The organism is Streptomyces sp. NPDC029956, assembly GCF_055574655.1.
The window spans coordinates 1-23,686 of record NZ_JBVHZJ010000032.1 but is presented as its reverse complement, the minus strand read 5'-3'; the positions used below and the strand labels follow the sequence as shown (position 1 = coordinate 23,686).

The following is a 23,686-nucleotide window of genomic DNA, read 5'->3' as shown; positions in this document are numbered from 1 at the left end:
ACGGCACGCCGGTCGGACCACGGCCGCCCGATCCGGCGTTCGGGCGCACGGAGGAGTGCGGTGGCGGCTTCGGGTCGAACGTCTGACTCCCGGCCGCCTGCCCGAAAGGATGAACGGCGCCCGTCGACGGCGTTTCGCCCCGCCGCCGCCGTCACCCTGCTGACGTGCGCAAGGAGCTCGAATACACGGTCCCGCCCCAGCGTCCGTCCCGTCCCGCAACCGTCCCGCCCCCGCTCACCCCCACCCCGCCCCGCCAGCGGCCCGCGTCGCTGCGGGACCGGACGCGGTACTGGGTGGACCGAACCGTGGTGAAGGGCATGACCACGGTCGCGGGCTGGCTCGCGCTGGTCTGCCTGGCCGTAGTGGCACCGGCGAGCGCCCTCCTCGTCTGGACCGACAGCCGCGCGCCCGACACCGTCCAGGGCAAGGTGGCGACCGTCTGGCGGACCGTCGGCCAGACCCTCCGGCTCGGCGGCGAGGTCGGCCCGCCGCTGCGGATGGTCCTCTCCGTCCTCCTGGCCCTCGTCTCCCTGCTCTACGTCTCCACCCTCGTCGGCCTCGTCACCACCGCGATCACCGACCGGCTGACCGAGCTCCAGCGCGGCCAGTCGACGGTCGTGGAGCGGGGCCACTCACTGGTCCTCGGATGGTCCGAGCAGACCCCGACACTCGTCGCCGAGCTGCTCGCCGCTCATGCCCAGCGGCGGAACAGCGCGGTCGTGGTTCTCGCCGACCGCGACAAGCTCGACATGGAGCGGGAGCTGCGGGCGGTTCTCACCGCCGTCGGCGGCCGACGCGTCCGGCTCCTCTGCCGCCGCGGCCATCCCGCCGACCCGGCGGCTCTCGCCCGCGTCAGCCCGGCCGCCGCCGGGGCGGTCGTGGTGCTGCCGCCGGACACCCCCGAGGCCGACACCCAGGTCGTCAAGACACTGCTCGCGCTGCGGGCCGTGGTCGGCGACGCGAGCCCGGTACGCGTCGTGGCGGCGGTCCGGCAGACGCAGTACGTCGCCACCGCTCGGCTCGCAGCCGGGCCCGGCGCGGTCGTCCTCGACGTCGACGGCATCGCGGCCCGGACCCTCGTCCAATGTGTCCTCGAACCCGGACTGTCGCGCGTCCTGGAGGACCTGATCGACTTCGCCGGTGCCGAGCTGCACGTCCACCGTGTTCCTGGGCTCGACGGCCGGACCTTCGCCGACCTGCGGGCGGCCTGCGCGGACGCGTGTGTGGTGGGCCTCGTACGCCCGGACGGCTCGCCGTTCCTCAACCCGCCGCCGCAGACGGCCCTCGGCCCCGGCGACGCCGTCGTCGTCCTGTCCGAGGACGAGACCCCGCCGACCTGGGCCGCGCCCCCGGCAACACCGCTCCCGCCGCTGCTTCTGACGCCTTCCTCTGCGAAGACCGCGAAGGCCGCGACCGCTGCCGCCCTGCGCGCCGCCCCCCGTCGCGTCCTCGTCCTCGGCTGGAACCGGCGTGGTCCGGCGATCGTCGACGGCCTCGCCCACAACGGCTGGGAGGCGGTCCGCGAGGCGACCCTCCCCGCCCCCGATCCAGCCCACCACGTCCTCGTCCTCGGCGGCCCCGACGGCCACCCCGACCCCGACGAGCACACCCTCGTCACCCTCCTCCGGCTCCGCGCCGCCGAGCGCGAGTCGGGCCGCCGGAGCCCCACCGTCGCCGAACTGACGGATGCCCAGCACCGCCCCCTCGCTCCGGCCGGCCCACAGACGGACCTCGTGGTCGGCGGACGGCTCGTCGGCCTGCTCATGGCCCAGGTCTCGCAGACCATGGAACTCGCGGCGGCTTTCGACGAGCTCTTCTCCCCGGCCGGCAACGCGGTCCGCCTCCGTCCCGCGACCGACTACGTCCCGGCCGGGACCGAGGCGTCCTTCGCCACGCTCGTCGAGGCCGCCGGACGGCAGGGCGCCACCGCCCTCGGCTACCGCCCCGGCGACTCCCTGATCCCGTTCCTCAACCCGCCGAAGACCGGAACACGCCGCTGGTCGCACGAGGACACCCTGATCGTCGTCACCACGACCGGAACCCTCCCGCCGCAGGAGGGCCCAGCCGGGCAGGCCGCTACAGGGGTCTCTCCCTGAGACTCCGGGAGACGGGCTGCGGGGGCCACGGCAACACACGCGGTGACCCGGCCCAGGCGGGCGTCGACCGACCGGTCAGGATTCGAGAAGCCCGGCCGACGCCCCGCCCGTAGCGTGATGGTCATGGCAACCAACGCTTCCACCGCAGCCCACACGTCCCTCGCCTCCGTCACCCTCGAGGTCGCCGACCTCGACGCCGCCCGCCGCTTCTACAGCGCCTTCGGCGTGGACACGTACATTCGTCTGCGGGCGTCCGAGTCATACTCCACCGGATTCCGCAGCTTCACCCTGGCGCTGACGGTGTCCGGTCCGGCCACCGTCGACGGCTTCGTCGGCGCCGCCGTTCAGGCCGGTGCCACGGTGCTGAAGCCCGCCGTGAAGTCGCTGTGGGGCTACGGAGGCGTCGTCGAGGCCCCGGACGGGACGATCTGGAAGATCGCGACCTCGGCGAAGAAGGACACCGGCCCCGCCACCCGCGAGATCGACGAGGTCGTCCTGCTGATCGGCGTCGAGGACGTGAAGGCCACCAAGGAGTTCTACGCCGGCCGGGGCCTGAGCGTGGCCAAGAGCTTCGGCGGCAAGTACGCCGAGTTCGCCCCCGGCCACTCCAGCCCCGTGAAGCTGGCGCTGTACAAGCGCCGTGCCCTGGCCAAGGACCTCGGCGTCCCCGCTGACGGCACCGGCTCGCACCGCATCGTTCTTGGCAGCACCGCCGACGCGTTCACCGACCTGGACGGGTTCGCCTGGGAGCCTGCCGCCTCCCTCGCCCCCACAGCGTCCTGACCCCCGACCGTCGTGAGCCGGCCGAACAACAGGAGAAGACCATGAAGTTTCTGACCCACGTCGAGCCCCCCGAGCCCATGCGGGGCTTGGAAGTTCCGCCCGAGGTGGTGGCAGCGCTCGGCGGGGGCGCGCGGCCGCCCGTGACGATCACGGTCAACGGGCATTCCTGGAAGAGCCGGGTCGCCCTCCTTCGAGGCCGCCGTCTGCTCGGCCTCAGCAACGCCAACCGGCAGGCCGCGGGTGTCGAGATCGGCGAGGAGATCGAGGTCGAGCTGGAGCTCGACACCGAGCCGCGCGTCGTCGTCGAGCCGCCGGACTTCGCGCGGGCCCTGGACGCCGACCCCGTCGTCCGCGCCGCGTACGACAGCCTTGCCTACAGCCGCAAGCGCGAGCACGTGCGGGCCATCGAGAGTGCGAAGAAGCCCGAGACGCGCCTGCGGCGCATCGAGAAGGCCATCACCGCCCTGCGGGGCTGACCCCCGAGAACGAAGAATCCGGCGGCACCGCAATCGCCGTGCGGAGGCCTGACTCTGCCTGTTTCCTTGGAAGGACACGCATGTCGAAGCGACTGATGACCGTTCTGTACTGGTTCCTGGCCCTGGAGTTCGTACTCGGTGCCGTGACCAAGTGGTGGCCGGGCGACACGGTGTTCAGCTCGGCGTACTCCGTGAAGTTCGTCGACTGGGGTTACCCGGCCTGGATGCGCTTCGCGGTCGGCGCCCTGGAAGGTGTCGCCGCCGTCCTGCTCGTGATCCCCGACCGGCGCGCGCGGTTCCTGGGTGCCACCACGCTGATGTTCGTCCTCACCGGCGCCATCACCACGCACATCGTCAACCACGACCCGGCGGTCGAGAGTTGGGCCGCGCCGACCCACCTCCTCATCATGGGCGCCCTCGCGCTGGTCAACTGGCCTGCCGACTGGCGGGACCTGCTGAGGGCTCCTGCCGCGCCGGCAGCCCCGAGCACCACGTCGATCCCCTGAGACGACAAGGGCGCGGCTCTTCGGAGGCGCAACAGCGACTGCAGTTCGCCTTCCGCCCCGGACTGCGGTCCGCGGGAAGTCAGTCGAAGCAGCCGGTTGTCGCCCCGTCCGCCTCGGAGCCGACCTGCCGTCCCCGCCCTTGGTGAAGCACAACCCCGCCTTCGCGGAACTGCCCTACATCGAGGGGGCGTTGGTCTGTCGGCGTTTCGGGACAGCGCGATGTCGCCCATGTGATGCGGCTCACGTCTGCGACATGTCACGTCCGGTGCGGGTCGCTTGTCCCATGGGCGTCACCGGTACCGAAGCCGGTGCACGACCCAGGGAGATCCCATGAGCATCGACCACCGCATCGTCGTCCTCGGTGCGGGATACACGGGCCTGTTCTGTGCCATCCGACTGGCCCACTGCACGCGCCGGACCGGGGTGAGGATCACCCTGGTCAACCCCTCGAGCCGGTTCGTGGAGCGGCTGCGGATGCACCAGATCGCCGCCGGGCAGGAGCTGGCCGCCCACCGGATCCCCGACCTGCTCGCCGGAACCGGCGTCACGTTCGTCCAGGGCACCGCGACCGCCGTCGACGCCGAGGCCCGACGGATCACCGTCGACGGCGTCGAGACCCTCGAGTACGACACCCTCGTCTACGCACTGGGCAGTTCGACCGACACCGGCAGGGTCCCCGGTGCCGACACCCACGCCTTCACCCTCAACACCCCCAGGATCGCGAGCGAGTTCGCCGCACGGCTCGCCGAGGTCACTGCGTCCGGAGGCACCGTCACCGTCTGTGGCGGCGGCCTGACCGGCATCGAGGCGGCCACCGAGATCGCCGAGAGCCACCCCGGCCTGAACGTCGTACTGATCAGCCCGGACGAGCCCGGCGGCATGATGGGCGCCAAGGCCCGTGCGTATCTCCACGGCGCAATGGACCGCCTCGGCATCACCCTCGAGACCGGCAGCCGCGTCGCGAAGGTCCTGCCCGACGCCGTCGAACTGGCCGACGGCCGTCTCGTCCGCTCCGACGCCTGCCTGTGGACCACGGGCGTCAAGGTGTCGCCGCTGGCCGCCGATGCCGGGATCGCCACCGACGACCGCGGCCTGATCCTGGTCGACGCCACGCTGCGTTCGGTGTCCCACCCGGAGATCCACGCCATCGGCGACGCCGCTGCCGTCCGCCTGGCCTGGGGAGAGATCCACGGGACCTGCCAGAGCGGCCTGCCCACCGCCCAGCACACCGCCGACACCATCGCGCGGCTCGTACGCGGCAGGGCCGTCAAGCCGTTCCGCTTCGGCTACTTCCACCAGCCGGTCAGCCTCGGCCGCCGTGACGCCGTCATCCCGTTCACGAAGGCCGACGAGAGTCCCCGCCGCATGCACCTCACCGGCAGGACCGCCGTCGCGTACAAGGAGATGGTCAGCGGCAGCCCGCTCAAGACCTACCGATTCAGCAAGCGCATGAACGTCACCACCATCGTCTCCAAGGGCGGCCGCGCCACCCGCAGGCCCGCCGTATGACGGGCACATCGCTCCCGGCGCCATGATCACGGTCTTGCCCCCGTGGTCACGGCGCGGCAGCATGAGTCGATGGTCGACGCCAGGGACGAGCAGGACCCGTACATCGAACACCGCAGGCTGCTGTTCGCCACCGCCTACCGCATGCTGGGCAGCGTCACCGACGCCGAGGACGTCCTCCAGGACACCTGGCTGAGCTGGAGCACCGTGGATCGTCACGCGGTCCGTCACCCCAAGGCGTACCTGGTGCGCACGGTCACCAATCTCGCGTTGAACCGCCTCACCTCCGCAAGGACGATCCGGGAGACCTACGTCGGGCCCTGGCTCCCCGAGCCGTTGCTGACCGCCCCTGACATCGCAGCGGAGACCGAACTGGCCGACAGCGTCTCCACCGCGATGATGGTCGTCCTGGAAACCCTCAGCCCCGTCGAACGCGCCGTCTTCCTGCTCCGCGAGGTCTTCGGCTACTCGCATGCCGAGATCGCCGGGACCCTCGAACGCCCCGAGCCGACGGTCCGCCAGATCGCCCACCGCGCACGCGAGCACGTCCAGGCCCGCCGACCCCGCTTCGACGCCGACCAGAAGCAGCGCCGGAGGATCACCGACCGGTTCATGGAGGCCTGCGCGGGCGGCGATCTGAACGCCGTCATGGACATGCTCGCCCCCGATGTCACCGCCTGGTCCGACGGCGGCGGCAAGGTCACCGCCGCCCGCCGCCCCCTCCACGGCATCGACCACGTGGCACGCTGGATCGTGGGTTTCCTGGCCAAGCCCGAGCTGGCCGCCCTGACCATGGAGCCGGCCGTCATCAACGGCGAGCTCGGCATCCTGGCCACCCTCGACGGACACTCGGTCGGCGCCCTCACGTTCGACCTCGTCGACGACCGCATCCAGAACATGCGCTTCCAGGTCAACCCCGAGAAGCTCAGCGGCCTGAGCCCGCACAACAGCTTGGCGTCGCCCTGAGGCGTTCGGGGTGAGGCGAACGCCCATGTGCGAAACTCCCCGCGGCCTCCAGGGCGACGAACCCGTGGAACGTGCTGCGCAGCAACCGCGGGCTGGACGGGCAAGGTGGGAACCCTGATGGCGTCTCTCCGATGGGGGCCTGGGAGGTGCGGTGGAGCGGAGTCGGGCCACGGGCGTGGACGGCCCTGTTGATCATGCGCCGCACCCCTGTGGCAGAGTCCTGGAGTTGTCCTGGGGATGTCCTGGCCCAGGACGGGGGGTGCGGACACCCACACGTCTGCATGTGAGTTGATATGAACAGATTCGCAGCTCGATGGCTGCACGCATGGGCGCCCGTTCTGGCCGGCGTCCTCCTCGTCGGAGGCCAGGCGACGCCCGCCGCGGCCCTCACCACCACACCCGGCGACGCGGCGGCGACCGCCTACACCCGTGACTCGGTGCGCGCGGCGACCTGGAACATGTGCGGGGAGGCGGGCGGCGGGTACGCCGCGGCGGACGGCTACTGCCCCTGGCGGAACGGCGCCGCTACCGGAGAACACAGACCGGACGGCTCCGCGATCCTCGACAACACAGGCCCCCGCAAGAAGATGCAAGGCGTCGTCAGGCTCATCCACGAGCGCAACCTCAACGCCGTGCTGCTCCAGGAGGTCTGCGCCGGTACGACACCGGGCGACACCAAGGGAACGAGCCACCTCGACGAACTCGCGGAGCTGCTCGCCGACGAAGGGTGGAGCTTCGCCTCGGCCGGCGTGACACGGCCGGACGAGCCCCATGAGGAGCCCGAGCGCAAGGACCCCGAGCTCATCGACTCGGAAGGATCGGACTGCCGCGGCGATGCCCTGACCGGCACGCTGAGCGTCGCCATCGCCGTCAAGGGGCAGATCACGTGGAAGTCGGAGGACGACTTCCACACGCCCGTGGGCGCCGGTCTGTCCATGGCCAGCGGGACCATCCTCTGCGCTGAGGTGGCCGGCTGGGAGAGCCACCTGTGCAGCACGCACATCTCCAACTTCTACGCCGACACGAAGTCGAGGCCGGAGGACCCGGACTGGGTTCCGCTCTCGCCTGCGACGTCCGATGCCTACTACCAGAAGCAGCTCGGGATCGTCGTGGACGTGGTGAAGAAGTTCCCGTCCGTGGTGCTCGGCGGCGACTTCAACACGAGCAACCAGGAGACGCTCCAGCCGCTCTACGGCCTGATGGCGGAATGCGACCAGAGGGCGTACCTGCCCAACGACGCCGTCAACGAGGCTACGAAGCTCACCCGGATCAACGGGAGGTCGAGGGCCGACGGGGGCTACCTCTCGTACGACATGACCTCGTCCAAGATCGACTACCTGTTCTCGACCGGTGGCTTCACCGGCTGCGACTCGCGGACCGATTTCGGCGACAGCACGGACTACCTGGTCGAGCACCAGCCGGAGTGCCAGTCGGTCGCCAGGAACTGCCAGCCCGGCGCCGACGCCTACTCCGACCACACCCCGGTGTACGGCTACACCCAGGGCGGCCCGGCCGTCTCCTGGAAGCTCGACGGCAGCGCCACGGCGACCACGGGCGGCTCGGCCGGGCTCACCGGCGCGAGCGGCGACGGCACGAGCGACTGGCGGACGGCCGAGCACGGCGGCGCCCTGTCCATGGACGGCCGGGTGGACGAGGCGATCTCCGCCGACGGTCCCGCCTTCGACACCGCCCACAGCTTCACCGTCTCCGCCTGGGCCAAGCTCGACGCCGACGCCGGCACCTCCGCCGTCCTGTCCCAGGACGGCAACCGGGTCAGCGGCATGATCCTCTTCTACAACGCGGGCGACAACTCCTGGCGCTTCGGCCTGCCCAGGGCCGACGCCGACGGCTGGAACATCGACCAGGCCGTCGCCCCCGGCGCGGTCAAGGGGCAGTGGACCAGGCTCACCGGCGTCTACGACTCCGCCGCCGGCAAGGCGAGCCTCTTCGTCGACGGCACGAAGAAGGCCGAGACCACGCACACCGCCAGGTGGCGCGCGGGCGGCCCCTTCGTCGTCGGCCGCGACCTCGTCAGCGGCGTCCGGAACGCCGGCTTCAAGGGGCACATCCAGCGGGCCGAGGCCTTCGACTACGCCCTGCGGGACGACCAGGTCGCCTCGTACTCCGGCACCATGGCGCGCCCCACCGGCAAGAGCATCGCGCTGCAGGACGCGCCGGGCCAGCTCTCCCAGGGCTGCCACCAGCATGCCGGCGGCCAGTTCGGGAACGCCTTCGGAACGGCCGCCGGCCTCACGCCGACGCTCACCGCGACGGTCCGGCACCCCGACCCGTCCAAGAACGTGTGGGCCGAGTTCTCCCTGTGGGACAACACCACCTCGACCCAGATCCTGAGCCTGGGCACGCCCGGATCGAAGAGCACCACGGTCAAGGGCCAGGGCACCGTCTCGCTCACCGTGCCGGCGCTCACCCCCGGCCACAGCTACGGCTGGCGCGTACGCACGGCCGACGACACCACCGACAACACGCCCGTGTCCGCCAACTGCCACTTCAAGGCACCCGCGGCCTGATCCCCGACAGCCGAACCCGCGTGCCCCGGCCGGACACCATCCGACCGGGGCACGCCCCGTTCCCGGCCCGGAATCCAGGGGCGCCCGTCGGAGTCGCAGCGACTCCGGCGTCGATCCACCGGCCGGCGGAAGCCGATCCGGCCGATGGCCGAGCGACCGTCGACCGGGACGATGCGGGCCCGCCCGGAGAGGGGCCGCGTGGAGCAGCCGGTGCTGCTGAAACCATGCCGCGGTCGCGAGTCCGGATGACCGCGGCACGGCTTCACCGGCAGATCAGGGTGTCCAGGGCGCGGCCAGTGTCCAGCTGCTGTCCGCGGTGAGGGTCTGGGGCCGGTCGAACCCGTCGCCGGGGCCGCTGCCCGAGGCGATGTGGACCGCTGATGCGTAGTGGCGCAGGAACGAACCGGGGCGGTTGAACGACTCGAAGGTGACGCCCGTCGCTCCGACCCCGGCCCGCGCGCAGAAAGTGGCGTCGTCGCGGAAGAGGGCCGTTCCGTCGTTGGGGGAGATGCGGACCCGGCTGTCGGCGTGCCGGAGGAACTGGCCGGGCTGGTTCACCGACTCGAAGGAGTAGCACGAGGAGTCGGCCAGTCCGCGACGCAGCGTGAAGGTCGCGTCCTGCTTGAGCACCGGTCCGCTACCGGCGTCGACGACCTCGGTGGAGGCGAGGCTGTCGACGTGTCGCAGATACCGGTCGGTGTGTCCCCACGTGGCGACCCGAAGGGACCGGCGTACGTCGACGGGGAGGAGGACCGAGCTGCGCCACAGTGCCGGTTCGCCGGTGGTCCAGGAGGCATCGGCGGTGAAGCCGACCGCGGTGTCCCAGGCGTTGGTGCCGCCGCTGCGGGCGAGGTACACGCTGTCGGCGTAGTGCCGCAGATAGTGCCCGGGGAAGTTGACCGACTCGTAGGAGGTGCCTGTCCCGGTCAAACCGGGGCGGGCGCACCAGGTGGCGTCCGCGGAGAAGCTTCCGCCGGTGTCGGAGTCGATGCGGACCCGGCCTGCGGCGTGGCGAAGGTAGCGGCCCGGGTGGTTCACCGACTCGAACGAGTAGCAGTGCGCGTCGGCGAGGCCGGCGACCGTCCGGAAGGACGCGTCCTGTCGGGCACCGTCCGGGGAGGCGCCGGTCAGCACATCGGTGCGGGCGACGGAGTCGGCGTGGCGCAGGTAGCGGTCCGTGTGGCCCGGGGTGGTGACCCTGAAGGACCGGACGTGTCCCAGGGTGTGGCTGCCGTTGTTGAGGTTGAGGGAGGCCGCCAGGAGCTGCGCGTGCGCGGCACGTACGAGACCGGTGTCGACCTTCTGGACACGCCGGTCGTAGGTGAACAGGCCGTTGACCTCGCCCTCGACGTCGGTGATCTCGGTGTAGACGGCGGCCGAGACGCCCTTGGTGGTCATCAGCTGCTGGACGTCGCGGACCATCCCCGTGTACCGGTCGTTGAGGTGCTCGCTGCTGAAGACCTGCTCGTACGGGGAGCCGCTGCCGGGGTTGTACTCGTGGCCGGGGACGCGTAGCCCGATTCCCCCGAACTCTCCCAGGACGGACACCCGGGTGTCCGACGGGCGCGGCGCGTCGGGGCCGGTGTAGACGTGCCAGTCCATGATGTCACCCGTGCCGGGATCGCCCTTGGAGACGCAGCAGTTGTAGCCGCTGTGCGCGTTCATCAGCCTGGTCGGGTCGTAGGCCTTCAGCTCGGTCGTGATGCGCCGCGTGGCGTTGGGGTCCCACTCGCCCCAGCCCTCGTTGAACGGGACGTAGGTGACCACGGCCGGTGAGAACCGGTGCTCGTCGATGATCTCGCGCGCTTCCGTCTCCAGCTGTGCGACCTGGGCCGGCGTCCGGCTCTGGTCGAAGGCGGGGGTGGACGGGATGTCCTGCCAGACGAGCAGTCCCAGCCGGTCGGCGTGGTAGTACCAACGCGCCGGCTCCACCTTGATGTGCTTGCGCACCATGTTGAAGCCGAGATCCTTGTGCTTCTGCAGGTCGAAGCGGAGAGCCTCGTCGGTCGGGGCCGTGTAGAGACCGTCGGGCCAGTAGCCCTGGTCCAACGTCCCTACCTGGAAGACGAATTGGCCGTTCAGCGTGGGGCGCAGCACCCCGTTCAGCTTCTTGGTACCCACCTCGCGCATGCCGAAGTAGCTGCTGACGGCATCGACGCCCGCGCCGGTGGAGTCGCGCAGGGTGACCCTGAGGTCGTAGAGGAAGGGGTCGTCGGGCGACCAGAGCCGGGGGTTCGGGACGGGAACGGCGAACTCGCCGAACCCGCCCGAAGCGGTCCCCACGACCTGGGAGCCCGACAGGGCCTCGACGCGGACGCTGTGCCCGCTGACGTCGCCCCGGGTGAAGACCCGGACGCGTGCGGTGCCGGTCGCGAGATCAGGGCGGATGTCGACCGAGTAGATCGAGGACGAAGGTGTCGGCTCCAGCCAGACGGTCTGCCAGATGCCGGAGACAGGTGTGTAGAAGATCCCGCTCGGGTTGTTCGTCTGTTTGCCCAGCGGTTGCTTCTCGCCGCGCCCGTCGGTCGGATCGTACACGCGGACGATCAGCTCATTGGCTCCCCCGCGCAGCTGGGGGGTGATGTCCACCTCGAACCGGTCGTAGCCGCCCTTGTGCGTGGTGACCTGGGTTCCGTTGACCCAGACGGTGGCCTCGTGGTCCACCGCGCCGAAGTGCAGCTGCACGCGCTGGCCTGCCCAGTCCTGGGGGACGGTGAAGGAGCGCTTGTAGAACATCAGGTCCCGGTTGTCGCTCCGCATGATGCCGGAGAGGGCCGACTCGACGGGGTAGGGGACAAGGATCCGCTCGGGCAGCGTCTGCCCGGTCGGAGGGGCAGCACGGCGGTCGACGTTGCCGGCGGCGTCGGTGGGTGGATTGAGGAACTCCCATTCACCGTTCAGTGACTGCCACTTCTGACGGGTCATCTGGGGTCTGGGGTACTCCGGCAGCGGATTCGTGGTGGACACCTGGGAGGTCCACGGTGTGGTCAGCCGGGGTGGCTTCGGGGTGACGTCGGCGACCGAGATGCCGGTGAGGCCGGCCAGAGAGACACCTCCGGCGGCCATCAGCACGGCCACCACGAAGGTCAGGATGCGACGCATCGATCTCCTCCTGTGCGCGGGACGGCGCGCGGATTCCCGGCACGCGGTCGGCGATACGGAGTGCGTGCGGGAGCCCGTGCAGAGAGAGGGCAACGAGGTGATGCGGTACGTGAGCCGGGCGCGACCACCGAACAGCAGTCGGGGAGCGCTCCCACTCGGCGGAACGTAGCACGGAACAACACTCCACCGAAATGGCTCAGTTACCATCAGATTTCAACGCGCTGATCGTTGGATCATGTGCAGTTGAATGACTGATGCCAGTCGAATGCGTCGATTGCTCCGTTTTGACCAGAAGGTGTGCAGCCGAGAGTGACGCCCGCGTGAGCCTCGCTCACGTCTGCGGCGATCAGGCTCGGGCCTGCTTCGACATCCTGTCCGTCGCCTCGGGACATGCCCTCCGCGCCACGATGTCACCCCCTGTTATTTACTAGGACGTCCTACTATCCCTAAGGTATGAGCTCCAGCGCAGGTTCCGGAGGGCCCCATGAGCGATCTTCACCGTCCCGAAAACCCCGTACGTCTCGTCACGGCTTCCGCGCTGTTCGACGGCCACGACGCCTCGATCAACATCATGCGGAGGATCTTCCAGTCGCAGGGCGTCGAGGTGATCCACCTCGGGCACAACCGATCGGTCAAGGAGGTCGTCGACGCAGCTCTGGAGGAGGACGCGCACGGCGTGGCGGTCTCGTCCTACCAGGGCGGACACGTGGAGTACTTCGAGTACCTCGTGGAGTCACTGCGCGCCCAGGGCGCGGACCACGTCCGTGTCGTCGGTGGAGGCGGGGGCGTGATCGTCCCGGAGGAGATCTCCCGGCTGCGGGGGAGCGGGGTCACCATCTTCTCCCCCGAGGACGGGCAGCGGCTGGGCCTCGCCGGGATGGTCAACTCGGTCGTCGCGGACTGTGACTTCGACCTGTGGGACACCAAGCACGCAGACGTCGGCGGAGTACTCGCTGGCGACCGCTTCGCCATCGCCCGCGCCATCACCGGCGCCGAGCTCGGCAAGCTCCCGACCGCCTTTCTCCAGGAGCTCCGGACCACCTCCGCCGCCCGGACCGTGCCGGTCCTCGGTATCACCGGCACGGGTGGCTCGGGCAAGTCGTCGCTCACCGACGAGCTGGTGCGCCGGATCCGCGTCGACCAGGAGGACAAGCTGCGCATCGCGGTCATCGCCGTCGACCCCACGCGCCGCCGCGGAGGCGGCGCGCTGCTCGGCGACCGGATCCGCATGAACTCCCTCGACGGAAGCCAGGTCTTCTTCCGAAGCCTGGCCACCCGCGGCAGCCGCGAAGTGCCCCAGCACCTCTCGGACGTGATCGACGTCGTGAAGGCCGCAGGCTTCGACCTGGTCATCGTCGAGACCCCTGGCATCGGCCAGGGTGACGCGGCGATCGTGCCGTTCGTCGACACCTCCTTGTACGTGATGACGCCCGAGTTCGGAGCCGCCTCCCAGTTGGAGAAGATCGACATGCTCGACTTCGCCGACGTCGTGGCCATCAACAAGTTCGAGCGGCGCGGCGCCCGCGACGCCATGCGCGACGTCGCTCGCCAGCTCATCCGCAACCGTGAGGCGTTCACGAAGCGGCCTGAGGACATGCCCGTGTACGGCACCTCCGCAGCCACCTTCAACGACGACGGCGTCACCGCTCTCTACCAGCACCTGAAGACCCTCCTGGCCGGCAAGGGCCTGGCCCTGACCCCCGGAACCCTGCCGGCCGTCGACGTCCGGCACTCCTCGGGCATCCGCCAGGTCGTGCCCTCGGACCGGGTGCGCTACCTCGCCGAGATCACCGAAACCGTCCGCCAGTACCACTCCGAGACCCTCGACCTGGCCGAAGCCGCCCGCCGGGTTCAGCGCCTGGCCGCCGTCCGCGACGAACTCGTCGGAGTCGGCTCCGACGACACCGCCGTGTCGTCCCTGCTTGCCGACGCCCGCAAGCGACTCCCTCACGATGTGACCGAACAGCTCGAGGGATGGCCCGCCCTCGTCGCCTCCTACACCCAGGACGAACTGGTGGTGAAGGTACGCGACCGGGAGATCCGCACGCAGCTCGTCCGCGAGTCACTCTCCGGCAACAAGATCCCCCGCGTCGCTCTGCCCCGCTACGCCGACCACGGCGAACTCGTGCGGTTCTGGCGGGCGGAGAACCTCCCCGGGCACTTCCCCTTCACGGCGGGAGTCTTCCCCTTCAAGCGGGACGGGGAGGATCCCGCCCGCATGTTCGCCGGCGAGGGAGATCCCTTCCGTACCAACCGCCGTTTCCAGCTGCTCTCCGAAGGCCAGCCTGCCACCCGCCTGTCCACGGCCTTCGACTCCGTCACCCTGTACGGCCGCGACCCCGACGAGCGCCCCGACATCTACGGCAAGGTCGGCACCTCCGGCGTCTCGGTCGCCACGCTCGACGACATGAAGGCCCTCTTCGACGGCTTCGACCTGGTCGCGCCCACGACGTCGGTCTCCATGACCATCAACGGGCCCGCCCCCACCATCCTGGCGTTCTTCCTCAACACCGCGATCGACCAGCAGCTGGACGGTTTCCGCACCGCCAACGGCCGCGAGCCCGACGTCGACGAGGCGGCCGAGCTGCGCGCCAAGGCCCTCGCCCACGTGCGTGGCACCGTGCAGGCGGACATCCTCAAGGAGGACCAGGGACAGAACACCTGCTTGTTCTCGACCGAGTTCTCCCTGCGGATGATGGCGGACGTGCAGGAATGGTTCATCCAGAACCAGGTCCGCAACTTCTACTCGGTCTCCATTTCCGGCTACCACATCGCCGAAGCCGGCGCGAACCCCATCAGCCAGCTGGCCTTCACGCTCGCCAACGGGTTCACGTACGTCGAGGCGTACCTCGCCCGGGGCATGAACATCGACGACTTCGCCCCGAACCTCTCCTTCTTCTTCTCCAACGGTATGGACCCCGAGTACTCCGTACTCGGCCGCGTGGCCCGACGCATCTGGGCCGTCGCCATGAAGGAGAAGTACGGAGCCAACGAACGCTCCCAGAAGCTGAAGTACCACGTGCAGACCTCGGGCCGCTCGCTGCACGCCCAGGAGATGGACTTCAACGACATCCGCACCACGCTGCAGGCACTCATCGCCATCTACGACAACTGCAACAGTCTCCACACCAACGCCTACGACGAGGCCGTCACCACCCCTACCGAGGAGTCCGTCCGCCGGGCCCTGGCCATCCAGCTCATCATCAACCGTGAGTGGGGCCTGGCGATGAACGAGAACCCCCTCCAGGGGTCCTACATCATCGACGAGCTCACCGACCTGGTCGAGCGGGCCGTCCTCACCGAGTTCGAACGGATCAGCGAGCGCGGCGGTGTCCTCGGCGCCATGGAGACCGGCTACCAGCGCGGCCGCATCCAGGACGAATCGATGCTCTACGAGCAGCGCAAGCACGACGGCACCCTGCCGCTCATCGGCGTCAACACCTTCCGCAACCCGCACGCCGACGACGCCGAACCCGTCGCCATCGAGCTGGCCCGGGCCACGGAGGAGGAGAAGCAGTCGCAGCTGGACCGCGTACAGGGCTACCAGTCCGCCCACCACGAGCCCGCCCACGAGGCCCTGGCCGCTCTCAAGACCGCCGCGATGGAGGGACGCAACGTCTTCGCCGTACTCATGGAAGCCGCCCGTGTCTGCTCGCTCCAGCAGGTCACCGACGCCTTCTTCGAGGTCGGCGGCCAGTACCGGCGCAACGTCTGACCTCACCCGCAGCCCGGCGGACGAGCGTCGCGACACGATGCGGAATCCATGACGGGGCACCCGGCGGACACAGACCGCGGTCGAGGACCGGGTCTGTGCCGCGGGACGCCCCGTCCTGCACCGGCCTGCCTTGCACATCAGGCTGAAGCGTGGTGCGGAGCTGGGCGGCGGTCAGCCGACGGTTTCACCGAGGTGCGCGCGAGGGTGAGCGTGCGCCTTCGGTGACGCCGATCTGCGGCCCGACCGGGCGAACGTGTCGGTCCGTAGGAGCACGGCGTACGCCTGGGAGCTGTTGTACGGCCGTGTCCACACCTCCGCCCTCCTTGCCCGAGTCGCCGCCGGCCCATGGCCCACGTACCGTGGAAGACATCTGGTCCCTCCAGTCGTGCCCGGCGGAACTCGCCCTGTGGAACCACGATGACCTGTGCGAGTGGCCCCGTCATGGAAGCACGACCCTGGCTGCGAGGAAGGGGCGGTCGTGACCGCGCTTCTCGACTACCGGAGCAACAGGATCGTCGAGCTGATGGGGCAACCCGCCGATCACCGTGACGCGGACTGGCTGAAGGAGTCCCTCCAACAGGCCGTCATGCTGGAACTGGCCACTCTTCCGCCCTACTTGTGCGGGCTCTGGTCCATCGAGGACCCCGACCGGGACGGCGACGTGTCCGAGGCGATCCGGCGGATCGTCTTCGACGAGATGTCCCATCTCGCCCTGGCCGGCAACATGCTCACCACCATCGGCGGTGCCCCGCGGCTCGCCGACGCGAGGGCGGTGCCGACGTATCCGGGCCCGCTGCCCGGAGGTGTACGGCCCGGCCTGACCGTCTTTCTGAGCGGACTGACGAAGGAGTCGTTGGACCTCTACTCGCGGATCGAGGCGCCCGACGACCCGCTCGCCGAGTCCCGCGCCTCCACCTCGATCGGCGACTTCTACACGGCGATCCTCGACGTGTTCCGTACCCACGCGGACCTGATCACGGGCGCACGGCAGCTCACCCGGAACCTGTCCCACCACGGGCAGGGCAACGACGTCGTGGCACTCACCGGCCTCCCTCAGGTGACCGCCGCCATCGAGGTCATCAAGGAACAGGGCGAGGGCACCTCGGGCTCGCCCCTGAACCCGCATCCGGGCGAGCCGGGCGAGCCGGCCCACTACTACGTCTTCCGCGAGATCTTCCACGGCCGCAAGCTCGTCAGGACCGCCGAGATGCCGGACCGATGGGAGTTCACGGGCGACGAGATCCCCATGCCCCGCGCCCTGCCGATGGCCCCCGTTCCCGCAGGCGGTTGGGGCACCTCGGGATCTGCGGTCGTCGACGCCGGGACGCGGGAACTCCTCGACGCCGTCAACCACTCGTACAGCGAGATGCTGCGCCTGTTGGAGGGGGCCTGGAAGGCGGAACTGCCGGCGAAGGCGAAGGAGCTGCTGACGAAGGCGATCGGCACGATGTTCGCCCTGCAGGGACCGGCACGCACCCTGATGGAGCGGCCGCTGCCCGACGGAAGCGGCCGGACCTTCGGCCCGGAATTCCGGTACACCGACGCCTAGGGAGGCGCGCGCCCGTCGAGCGCCAATGCGCTGTACGCGAGCTGCTACGCCTCCCCATGCGCCTCTACGCGCCCCCGAGCGGCATCAGGGTCGTAGTGCACCCCCTGGACGTTGCCCAGGGGGCTGTCAGTGAGATGTACGGTCGCCGCCCCGCGCCCTGGACCGAGTCGGACGTAGCGGTCGTCGCGCTCGCGCGCTGCCCTGAGCTTTTTTCGAAGAATCATGAAACATCTCCCGTGGCTCGGCGCGTCAAAAGGGTGAGAGCACGTTCGACACCGACTCACTGCGAGGAATCCCTTCATGAACCCTTCCCTGCCCCGTGCGGCCACCGCCGTCGCGGTCGGCCTCGCCTCGTTCGTCGCCGTCGCCGCGGCCCCCGCCGCAGCGGAGACCCAGAACTGGCGGAACGTCAGCCCGGCACACAGCGAGGGCAGCGCGCTGTTCGACGTCGAGACCGCCGGCGGCGCGACCTGGGCCGTCGGCAAGCACAACGACGCGACCACCCGTCCCTTCGCTCCGGTCGCTCTGCGCTGGACCGGTACCCGCTGGCAGGCGCCCCCGCAGCCCGCCGAGCACGGTCGTCTGGAGGACCTCGCGGTCGGCGCGCCCGACCAGGTGTGGGCCGTGGGCACCCGCCACGAAGCCGTCGGTGAGGACGACTGGGACCAGGGGCGTGCGCTGCTCCAGCACTGGAACGGCAAGGTCTGGAGCGCGGTCGAGCTGCCCTTTCCGAAGGGGGCGGACGGCACGTCGCTGTCGGCCGTCGACGTGGACGCGCGCGGTGCGGTCTGGGTGCACGGCGGATACACCGACGCGACCGGCGAGTACCAGCCGGCCCTGTTCCGGGGCAGGGCGGACGGCAGCGGCGGCTGGACCCGGCTGCCGGCCGACACCGGGCTCAACTGGGTCTCCCAGCTGGAGGTCGGCCCCGGCGGGGTCGTCCTCGCCATCGGTGACGGCGTCTCGCGGTTCGACGGCACGTCGTGGACGAAGCAGCAGCTGCCGAGCGGACTCGACGGCGCCATGTACGACGGCATCGAGCGGCGCTCGGCGAACGAGATCTGGGCCGTCGGGCACATGCGCGACGAGAACCTGTGGCGCCGTCCTGTCGTCGTGCGTTTCGACGGTCGGGTCTGGTCCACCGTCCGCACGCCCGCCGAGACGGGCCAGCTGTTCGACATCGCCTTCGACGGCTCCGGGCGCCCGGTGATCGTGGGGGAGACCATGAATCCCGACGTCAACCCGGCCGGGAACTACGTCCTGACGCTCGGACCCGACGGTGTGCTCAAGCGCACGGAGAACCCGCGCGGAGCCGGGTTCCTCTACGGCGCCGCGGCCGACGAGGCGGGTCGGGTCTGGACGGTCGGCGGCGCCGCGGGGGCGGAGGGCGGGATCTCCCCGTCCGCGTACGCGGGCATCCGCCGCTGACCCGTCACACCGGGGGAGCCTGGCGGAGCCCATCCGGCCCGTGGACGGCAGCGACGGCGTGCGGAGGTGCCGTGTGCTGAGCGTCATCGGGCCGGACGGCCCCGGGTCGGGGCGGTCCGTCCCGAGGTTCTCGACCTGTCTCATCACACCGAATCGGTGACGCCAGAGGCTGCAGCTGCACACGACATGTTCCGGAGAGCGAGAGCCGCTCCGCCTGCCGCCTGGGGAAGGCCGCTTCCGTGGCGCGGCGGCCACCGAACCGAGTGATCACGATCGACGTGCACCGCCCGACGACGGTGTACGTCAGTGGTCGACCTAGCGACGCCATGCCCGTCGCGCGCCTCGGGACGGGTCGCTCGGGGCGGCCGGATCGAGGGTGAGTTCCCACTGGTGCCTGCTTCTGTCGATGGTGACCAGAATGGGCCCGCTGGGCAGATCGACCTTCTCCCGGACCCGGCGACCGTTCCACTCGTACACGAGCCGCTTGGCAGGGCTCCGCAGGTCACTGGGGGTGTCGCCCCAGTGGTAGTGCATCTGGAACCAGCCCTTGTGCGGGTCCTCCGCCCGGACCTTCAACTCGGCAGCGGGTCCGGTGCGGACGAAGACCTCGCGTCCGCTGCCCGCGATGGTGCCGACCTCCAGCGGAAGGGCCGCCGACAGGGGCAGGACGGTGAGCTGCCATGCCCCGGAGTTGCGTACCTTCAGTGTGACCGGACCGCCCTTGCGGTTGGGCACCATCAGGGTTCGACCGTAGTGATCGGGCAGGTCGGCCAGGAAGACATCGTCCTCGCGGCCGGGCATCTTGACGGAGATGAAGTTGTACTCCTCCGTCCTCGCCTCCAGGATCACCGGCTCCCCGTTGGGCGGAAACGGCAGGTCCACGGTGACCGTCTTCGCACCCTTGCCGCGATAGACGCGTGGCTCGAACGTGAAGAAGTCGGCCGCCCAGGACAGGGGCTCGAACGATGTGCCGACGGCGGGCGCCCCACCGGCGTAGGCGGGCACGACCCCGGCAGGCTCAGAAGAAGGCGATACGGCGGAGGTGGGGTACGTCGCGGAATCGCCCGCGCCCGGCTGGCCGGGCCCGGACGACCCCTGGTCCGCCCTGTACACATCCGGCCCCGGCACCGACGGCGCCCCGGGAGCCGCCAGGCCGGAGCCCGTCTTGCCCACCCCGGCGAGCGGCACGGGGCCGGGAACGGAAGGCACGGCCGGCGACGCCGGAGGGACCACCGGCGCCGGGGGAGACACCGCCGGCACCGCCCCCGTGCCCCCGACATCCTGCGCCAGACCCGCGAGCCCGTCCTCATAGCCCTGCCCCACCGCGCGGAACCGCCATGCCCGATCGCGCAGGTACAGCTCGCCCAGCACGAACGCGGTCTCGGCGGTGGCGTCCGTGACCGAGTACTGCGCGACGATGGTTCCGTCGAACGTGCTCAACTGGGCGTAGAGACCGTGGACCTGTCCGAAGGTCCCGTCCGCGCAGGTTCCCACTATCAGTACCCGCTGGACATCGGGTTCGACGCGGAGCAGGTCCACCTCGAGCCACTCGGCGAGCTGTCCGGCGCCCTGCCCCGTGCCGACGTGCCGAACGGCGCCCGAGGGGTGGACGGGCCGGTCGTGGAAGACGATGTCGGCCTCGCCGCGCACCGCTCCGGCCGAGTCGAGCAGAACGGCCGCGGCTGACACGATCGGCGCCCCTGGCGTCGACGGTCGGCCCACGGCAACACGCAGTGGGACGGTGGGAACGGGCGCGTTCGCACCCTTGATCATGTGCGTCATACGGCACATGGTGACAGTGGAGGAGACATCGGGAGAAGATCCCCGGTGCGGAACACGCCATTCCACCAGGGGACTTCGTCAAGGTCAGTGGATTCGCACGGATTCTGTTCCGGCAGCGGACCGGCCTCCTCTGGCGGGATCTGCCTGTCTGCTTCGGTGGCTGCAAGACGGTTCACGATCGCATCGCAGGTGGTCGGCGGACGGCACGTGGGAGAGGATCCTGCGGGCCGTCCAGGCCGACGCTGATGCCGGGGCCGGATCGACTGGAGCACGGTCAGCGTCGATTCCACGACGTGCCTGGGCCGGCGCCTCGTTCGGAGCGTCGGGACCTGGGCAGTGGGGGCGCGGTTCGCTGAGTACGCGCGCCTCGACAGCCCTGACGTCCTGAGACGAGCTGTCGACTCGGTCTACCAGGATGGGCGGGTGTCGCGGCGTGCTTCCGGGGTCTGCTCGGGCAGAGGCCTGCCTTGGTCGGTGCGCAGCAGCCTGCCCGGGTCGACTTCGAAGTCCTCAGTGGGAGGTGCCGGCTGGTGGAAGCGCTCGGTGCGCGGAATGGTGACTTCCATCAGCCGGCCCTCCTGCATCATCCATAGCCCGAAGCAGTCGTCGTCCTGGTCGCGAAGCAGAACCTGCACCGTATGCGGATGCGGCCAGGCCAGCGATTCCAGGTGCCTGAGCAGGCCCTTGCGGTGGTGCACTTTGTCGAGCTCCAGGGCCCACCCGAACTCGTAGCCCCAGTGCCCTGCTATCGGGACGAATCGGCCTTGCCACGTGCGTTCCGGGTCGTCCTGGGTCAGCGGTTCCATCACCTCGTCCGACCAGCGGGCGAGCACGATGACCTCGGCGTCTCTACTCATGCCGGAGTATCACCGCACCCGCCTGATCCACCGCAACCGAATTCCTGAATCGGCCGACGCAGGCAGGCGTGGGCGGATCGGCGACGAGCTCTCAGTGCCGGTGAGCCCGTCGACGGCGCCCTCGGAGAAGCTCATCTGCGCCTGCGCCGCGGCCCTGATCACCTCACACGACCCATCGGACAGCCCCTGGATCCGCTGCTCGCCAACCCGCGCCGGGCAGTGAACCTACGTACTGGATTACGTAGTTCCACTGACGCATCCGGAGCGGAGCGTTGGGAGAATCGCGCCACGACCTGCCTGACGGAGTCGTGGCGTGACGCCGGGGAGCTTGCTGCCCCTACGGGGCAACTGCCGCCGGCGTACGACGGGTGGCGAACGCCGTCTGGTGACGAGAGCCCAGCTGAACATTGGAGAGTCCTCCGTTGGTTTCCAAGATTCGTGTCCTTCTGGGCATGCTCGTGCTCCTGGCGCTGGCCATCGGCGCCATCGCCCTGCTCGCAGCCGCGAAAGCCGATGCCGTCTGGTTCACGATCCTTCCTCTCGGCATCCTCTTCATCGGCGCGTCCGTCATCCGGTCGCTCGGATGGTTCAACAAGAAGGCCGGTGACTGACCCGGACGGCCCCCGGTCGGGCTCGATGGTCTCCGATCTCTCCCTCGTGTTGGTGACGGCGGTGGAGCCGACGGCATTCGGCGAGCCACGGCATGTTGATTCGCCGGTCCAGCGGTGCCGCCCTGGCTGCTGGGAGGTTTCGCTTCTGAGGCGGAAGTCGCGCAGGTCTTGCAATCCCGGTACTGATGCGACGGCCAACCGGGACCCAGCGCAGCTTGGAGTCGACGCGTCACCGTTCCCTGGGCGCAGGCCTCTCTGTCGAGGTGGGGCGTGTGTGACCGAAGCTGCAGGTCCCGATGCCGTACAAGGTGGCGTCCGTCCGGACCTGATGGTGGCAAGGCCCCAGAACCTCGTCGGCTGCGGTCATGACCAGGCCGGCTATGTGGTGCTCCCAGTCGTCCAGCGGATAGAGGACGGAACCCTCAGGAAGGTCGCCCTGAAACGTGAGGAAGACTTCATCCTCGTCCGTCTTCTCCACTCGGCGTACATGTGCCTTCGCCTTCTGTGCCGTGGGCTTGTCCGGGAAGGCGGACAGCACCTCGGCAGTCACGTCCAGCGGTTCCGGTTCCTCCGTCGGTTCGAGGAGGCCGCAACCGGAAAGGACGAGGGTCGCAGGAATCAGCGTCATGAGGCGTCGGAACAGCACCGCAAGATCCTATTGCTCTGGGCCGGAGGCTCCGCGGCAGTTCTCCGCATCGATTGATCTGCGGTCGCGCCCGTTTGCGGCCAGGGTGCTGCTCGGTCCGGCATTGCTCGACCCGCCACCTTGATCCAGCGACGCACACCGTGGCATGGCCGACAGCAGCCCGAGCACCAGCCGCCCGACCCGACGTCGGGGTTCGACCCGTGCGAACCGGCCCGCCATCCGGGCCGTCAGGCCCTCGAACGCCTCCTGCCGGCGGGCAGGGTCTACGTTGTGACCTTGCGGCCACCGCATGATCTTCAGTCCTCACACACCGGTGATCAACGGTGCTGCACCCGTCTCCACAGCGCGTCGGGGCCGCGCAGCGTCTGCCTGCCGTCATGTGTCTGGAGGACTTGTGCAACGTGGCGAAGTCTGGTGGGTCCAGTTCGACGAGCGGAGGTTGGTCGTACTGCTGTCGGGAGACGACGCGTCCGGGATCCGGGTGATGCAGGTCGTCGCTCCGGCGGGCGTCGACATCAGCGGTGTGGGCATCGAAGTGACGGTCGGCGCCGGTGAAGGACTGCCGTTCGAAGGCGTGCTGCGCCTCGCGTACCCGCGTCCAGGCTTCACCCCGTGCACGTGGCTGACCACCGTGTCCCGGGACGACCTGATGGAGCGGGCGGCCGTCCTGTCCTCCGTGAAGCTCAGCGAGATCGACGACGCCCTCCGACTCGCTGAACATGCGCAGGAGCGGACCCCGGCCACGGCCGCGAAGCTCAGCGAGATGGGGGATGCCCTCCGACTCGGTGAACTCGGGTAGACGGAGAAGGAGCCGACGCCCGCGACGGCGTGGGCGATCTCGGGCGGGAGGATCGACGCTTGCCACCTGCCGCCTCGCCGCCCCTCACCACCGAGATCACGATCTACGGCCGGAGTAGACACCCCGCGCGCATGATGAGGCGAGGTCTAATACCGTGTCCTACGTGGTGAGGCGGACGAGTCGCTTGTAGCAGCAGATGGCGGCGGCGAGGCCGAGAAAGGCCAGGTAGTTGCGGGGATGACGTTCGTAGCGGTGGTTGAGTCGGCGGTATCCGGTCAGCCAGGACATCGTCCGCTCGATCACCCATCGGCGGCGTCCGAGTCGTTCTGAGGACTC

16 protein-coding genes and 3 pseudogenes are annotated in these 23,686 nt (G+C 69.8%); 13 read left to right on the top strand and 6 right to left on the bottom strand.

Features of this window, described 5'->3' with window-relative positions; genetic code table 11:
* Nucleotides 1-164: 164 nt before the first annotated feature.
* The 7 genes from ACZ4XX_RS24120 (at nucleotide 165) to ACZ4XX_RS24090 (ending at nucleotide 8,861) form a co-directional block, all read left to right on the top strand.
* Nucleotides 165-2,096 (top strand): CASTOR/POLLUX-related putative ion channel, encoded by a 1,932-nt coding sequence (locus ACZ4XX_RS24120; protein WP_468509937.1) that lies wholly within the window; start codon nucleotides 165-167, stop codon nucleotides 2,094-2,096.
* 117 nt (nucleotides 2,097-2,213) lie between these two features.
* Nucleotides 2,214-2,879 (top strand): glyoxalase, encoded by a 666-nt coding sequence (locus ACZ4XX_RS24115; protein WP_468509936.1) that lies wholly within the window; start codon nucleotides 2,214-2,216, stop codon nucleotides 2,877-2,879.
* Between the two features lie 41 nt (nucleotides 2,880-2,920).
* Complete coding sequence (locus ACZ4XX_RS24110) at nucleotides 2,921-3,355, top strand: YdeI/OmpD-associated family protein (RefSeq protein WP_468509935.1); 435 nt, start codon at nucleotides 2,921-2,923, stop codon at nucleotides 3,353-3,355.
* Nucleotides 3,356-3,435: 80 nt separating this feature from the next.
* The gene (locus tag ACZ4XX_RS24105) at nucleotides 3,436-3,861 is read left to right on the top strand and encodes a DoxX family protein (protein ID WP_468509934.1); all 426 of its coding nucleotides are present in this window, start codon (nucleotides 3,436-3,438) and stop codon (nucleotides 3,859-3,861) included.
* Between the two features lie 330 nt (nucleotides 3,862-4,191).
* Nucleotides 4,192-5,370 carry an NAD(P)/FAD-dependent oxidoreductase gene (locus ACZ4XX_RS24100; RefSeq protein ID WP_468509933.1) on the top strand — a complete coding sequence of 393 codons (1,179 nt, stop codon included), beginning with the start codon at nucleotides 4,192-4,194 and terminating at the stop codon, nucleotides 5,368-5,370.
* 69 nt (nucleotides 5,371-5,439) lie between these two features.
* Nucleotides 5,440-6,333 carry an RNA polymerase sigma-70 factor gene (locus ACZ4XX_RS24095; RefSeq protein ID WP_468509932.1) on the top strand — a complete coding sequence of 298 codons (894 nt, stop codon included), beginning with the start codon at nucleotides 5,440-5,442 and terminating at the stop codon, nucleotides 6,331-6,333.
* A 293-nt stretch (nucleotides 6,334-6,626) separates the two neighbouring features.
* A complete protein-coding gene (locus tag ACZ4XX_RS24090; protein WP_468509931.1) occupies nucleotides 6,627-8,861 on the top strand; it encodes a LamG domain-containing protein in 2,235 nt (744 codons plus the stop codon).
* Between the two features lie 273 nt (nucleotides 8,862-9,134).
* On the opposite strand, the pseudogene ACZ4XX_RS24085 reads toward ACZ4XX_RS24090, so the two are convergent.
* Together ACZ4XX_RS24085 and ACZ4XX_RS24080 are read right to left on the bottom strand one after the other, a co-directional pair.
* Nucleotides 9,135-9,569 (bottom strand): annotated as a pseudogene (locus ACZ4XX_RS24085) (AbfB domain-containing protein); the annotation flags it as partial.
* 63 nt (nucleotides 9,570-9,632) lie between these two features.
* A pseudogene (locus tag ACZ4XX_RS24080) lies at nucleotides 9,633-11,963 on the bottom strand (AbfB domain-containing protein); the annotation flags it as partial.
* Nucleotides 11,964-12,447: 484 nt separating this feature from the next.
* On the opposite strand from ACZ4XX_RS24080, the gene icmF reads away from it, so the two are divergent.
* The 3 genes from icmF to ACZ4XX_RS24065 all read left to right on the top strand — a co-directional run bounded on the left by icmF (nucleotide 12,448) and on the right by ACZ4XX_RS24065 (nucleotide 18,655).
* Complete coding sequence (icmF, locus tag ACZ4XX_RS24075) at nucleotides 12,448-15,678, top strand: fused isobutyryl-CoA mutase/GTPase IcmF (protein WP_468509930.1); 3,231 nt, start codon at nucleotides 12,448-12,450, stop codon at nucleotides 15,676-15,678.
* Nucleotides 15,679-16,156: 478 nt separating this feature from the next.
* Nucleotides 16,157-17,227 carry a ferritin-like domain-containing protein gene (locus ACZ4XX_RS24070; RefSeq protein WP_468509929.1) on the top strand — a complete coding sequence of 357 codons (1,071 nt, stop codon included), beginning with the start codon at nucleotides 16,157-16,159 and terminating at the stop codon, nucleotides 17,225-17,227.
* A gap of 300 nt (nucleotides 17,228-17,527) precedes the next feature.
* On the top strand, nucleotides 17,528-18,655 hold the full coding sequence (locus ACZ4XX_RS24065; protein ID WP_468509928.1) for an NHL repeat-containing protein: 1,128 nt from the start codon (nucleotides 17,528-17,530) through the stop codon (nucleotides 18,653-18,655).
* 315 nt (nucleotides 18,656-18,970) lie between these two features.
* On the opposite strand, the gene ACZ4XX_RS24060 is transcribed toward ACZ4XX_RS24065, so the two are convergent.
* Complete coding sequence (locus ACZ4XX_RS24060; protein ID WP_468509927.1) at nucleotides 18,971-20,344, bottom strand: TerD family protein; 1,374 nt, start codon at nucleotides 20,342-20,344, stop codon at nucleotides 18,971-18,973.
* A 131-nt stretch (nucleotides 20,345-20,475) separates the two neighbouring features.
* Here ACZ4XX_RS24060 and ACZ4XX_RS24055 point away from each other — a divergent pair.
* Nucleotides 20,476-20,734: pseudogene (locus tag ACZ4XX_RS24055) on the top strand (transposase); the annotation flags it as partial.
* 110 nt (nucleotides 20,735-20,844) lie between these two features.
* On the opposite strand, the gene ACZ4XX_RS24050 reads toward ACZ4XX_RS24055, so the two are convergent.
* Complete coding sequence (locus ACZ4XX_RS24050) at nucleotides 20,845-21,294, bottom strand: hypothetical protein (RefSeq protein ID WP_468509926.1); 450 nt, start codon at nucleotides 21,292-21,294, stop codon at nucleotides 20,845-20,847.
* Between the two features lie 452 nt (nucleotides 21,295-21,746).
* Between ACZ4XX_RS24050 and ACZ4XX_RS24045 the strand changes: the two genes are divergently transcribed.
* Nucleotides 21,747-21,905 (top strand): hypothetical protein, encoded by a 159-nt coding sequence (locus ACZ4XX_RS24045; protein WP_468509925.1) that lies wholly within the window; start codon nucleotides 21,747-21,749, stop codon nucleotides 21,903-21,905.
* A 229-nt stretch (nucleotides 21,906-22,134) separates the two neighbouring features.
* Here the strand turns inward: ACZ4XX_RS24045 and ACZ4XX_RS24040 are convergent, their stop codons facing one another.
* The gene (locus ACZ4XX_RS24040; RefSeq protein ID WP_468509924.1) at nucleotides 22,135-22,551 is read right to left on the bottom strand and encodes a hypothetical protein; all 417 of its coding nucleotides are present in this window, start codon (nucleotides 22,549-22,551) and stop codon (nucleotides 22,135-22,137) included.
* 394 nt (nucleotides 22,552-22,945) lie between these two features.
* Between ACZ4XX_RS24040 and ACZ4XX_RS24035 the strand changes: the two genes are divergently transcribed.
* Complete coding sequence (locus tag ACZ4XX_RS24035; RefSeq protein ID WP_468509923.1) at nucleotides 22,946-23,350, top strand: type II toxin-antitoxin system PemK/MazF family toxin; 405 nt, start codon at nucleotides 22,946-22,948, stop codon at nucleotides 23,348-23,350.
* 159 nt (nucleotides 23,351-23,509) lie between these two features.
* Here ACZ4XX_RS24035 and ACZ4XX_RS24030 read toward each other — a convergent pair.
* A partial coding sequence (locus tag ACZ4XX_RS24030) for a transposase (RefSeq protein ID WP_468510012.1) occupies nucleotides 23,510-23,686 on the bottom strand: 177 nt, incomplete at its 5' end.

Bases quoted from the DNA above. Each gene is read 5' to 3' on its own strand.
- ACZ4XX_RS24095 (WP_468509932.1), top strand. From the start codon at position 5,440: ATGGTCGACGCCAGGGACGAGCAGGACCCGTACATCGAACACCGCAGG.
- icmF (WP_468509930.1), top strand. From the start codon at position 12,448: ATGAGCGATCTTCACCGTCCCGAAAACCCCGTACGTCTCGTCACGGCT.
- ACZ4XX_RS24105 (WP_468509934.1), top strand. From the start codon at position 3,436: ATGTCGAAGCGACTGATGACCGTTCTGTACTGGTTCCTGGCCCTGGAG.
- ACZ4XX_RS24090 (WP_468509931.1), top strand. From the start codon at position 6,627: ATGAACAGATTCGCAGCTCGATGGCTGCACGCATGGGCGCCCGTTCTG.
- ACZ4XX_RS24045 (WP_468509925.1), top strand. From the start codon at position 21,747: ATGCTCGTGCTCCTGGCGCTGGCCATCGGCGCCATCGCCCTGCTCGCA.
- ACZ4XX_RS24100 (WP_468509933.1), top strand. From the start codon at position 4,192: ATGAGCATCGACCACCGCATCGTCGTCCTCGGTGCGGGATACACGGGC.
- ACZ4XX_RS24050 (WP_468509926.1), bottom strand. From the start codon at position 21,294: ATGAGTAGAGACGCCGAGGTCATCGTGCTCGCCCGCTGGTCGGACGAG.
- ACZ4XX_RS24110 (WP_468509935.1), top strand. From the start codon at position 2,921: ATGAAGTTTCTGACCCACGTCGAGCCCCCCGAGCCCATGCGGGGCTTG.
- ACZ4XX_RS24115 (WP_468509936.1), top strand. From the start codon at position 2,214: ATGGTCATGGCAACCAACGCTTCCACCGCAGCCCACACGTCCCTCGCC.
- ACZ4XX_RS24065 (WP_468509928.1), top strand. From the start codon at position 17,528: ATGAACCCTTCCCTGCCCCGTGCGGCCACCGCCGTCGCGGTCGGCCTC.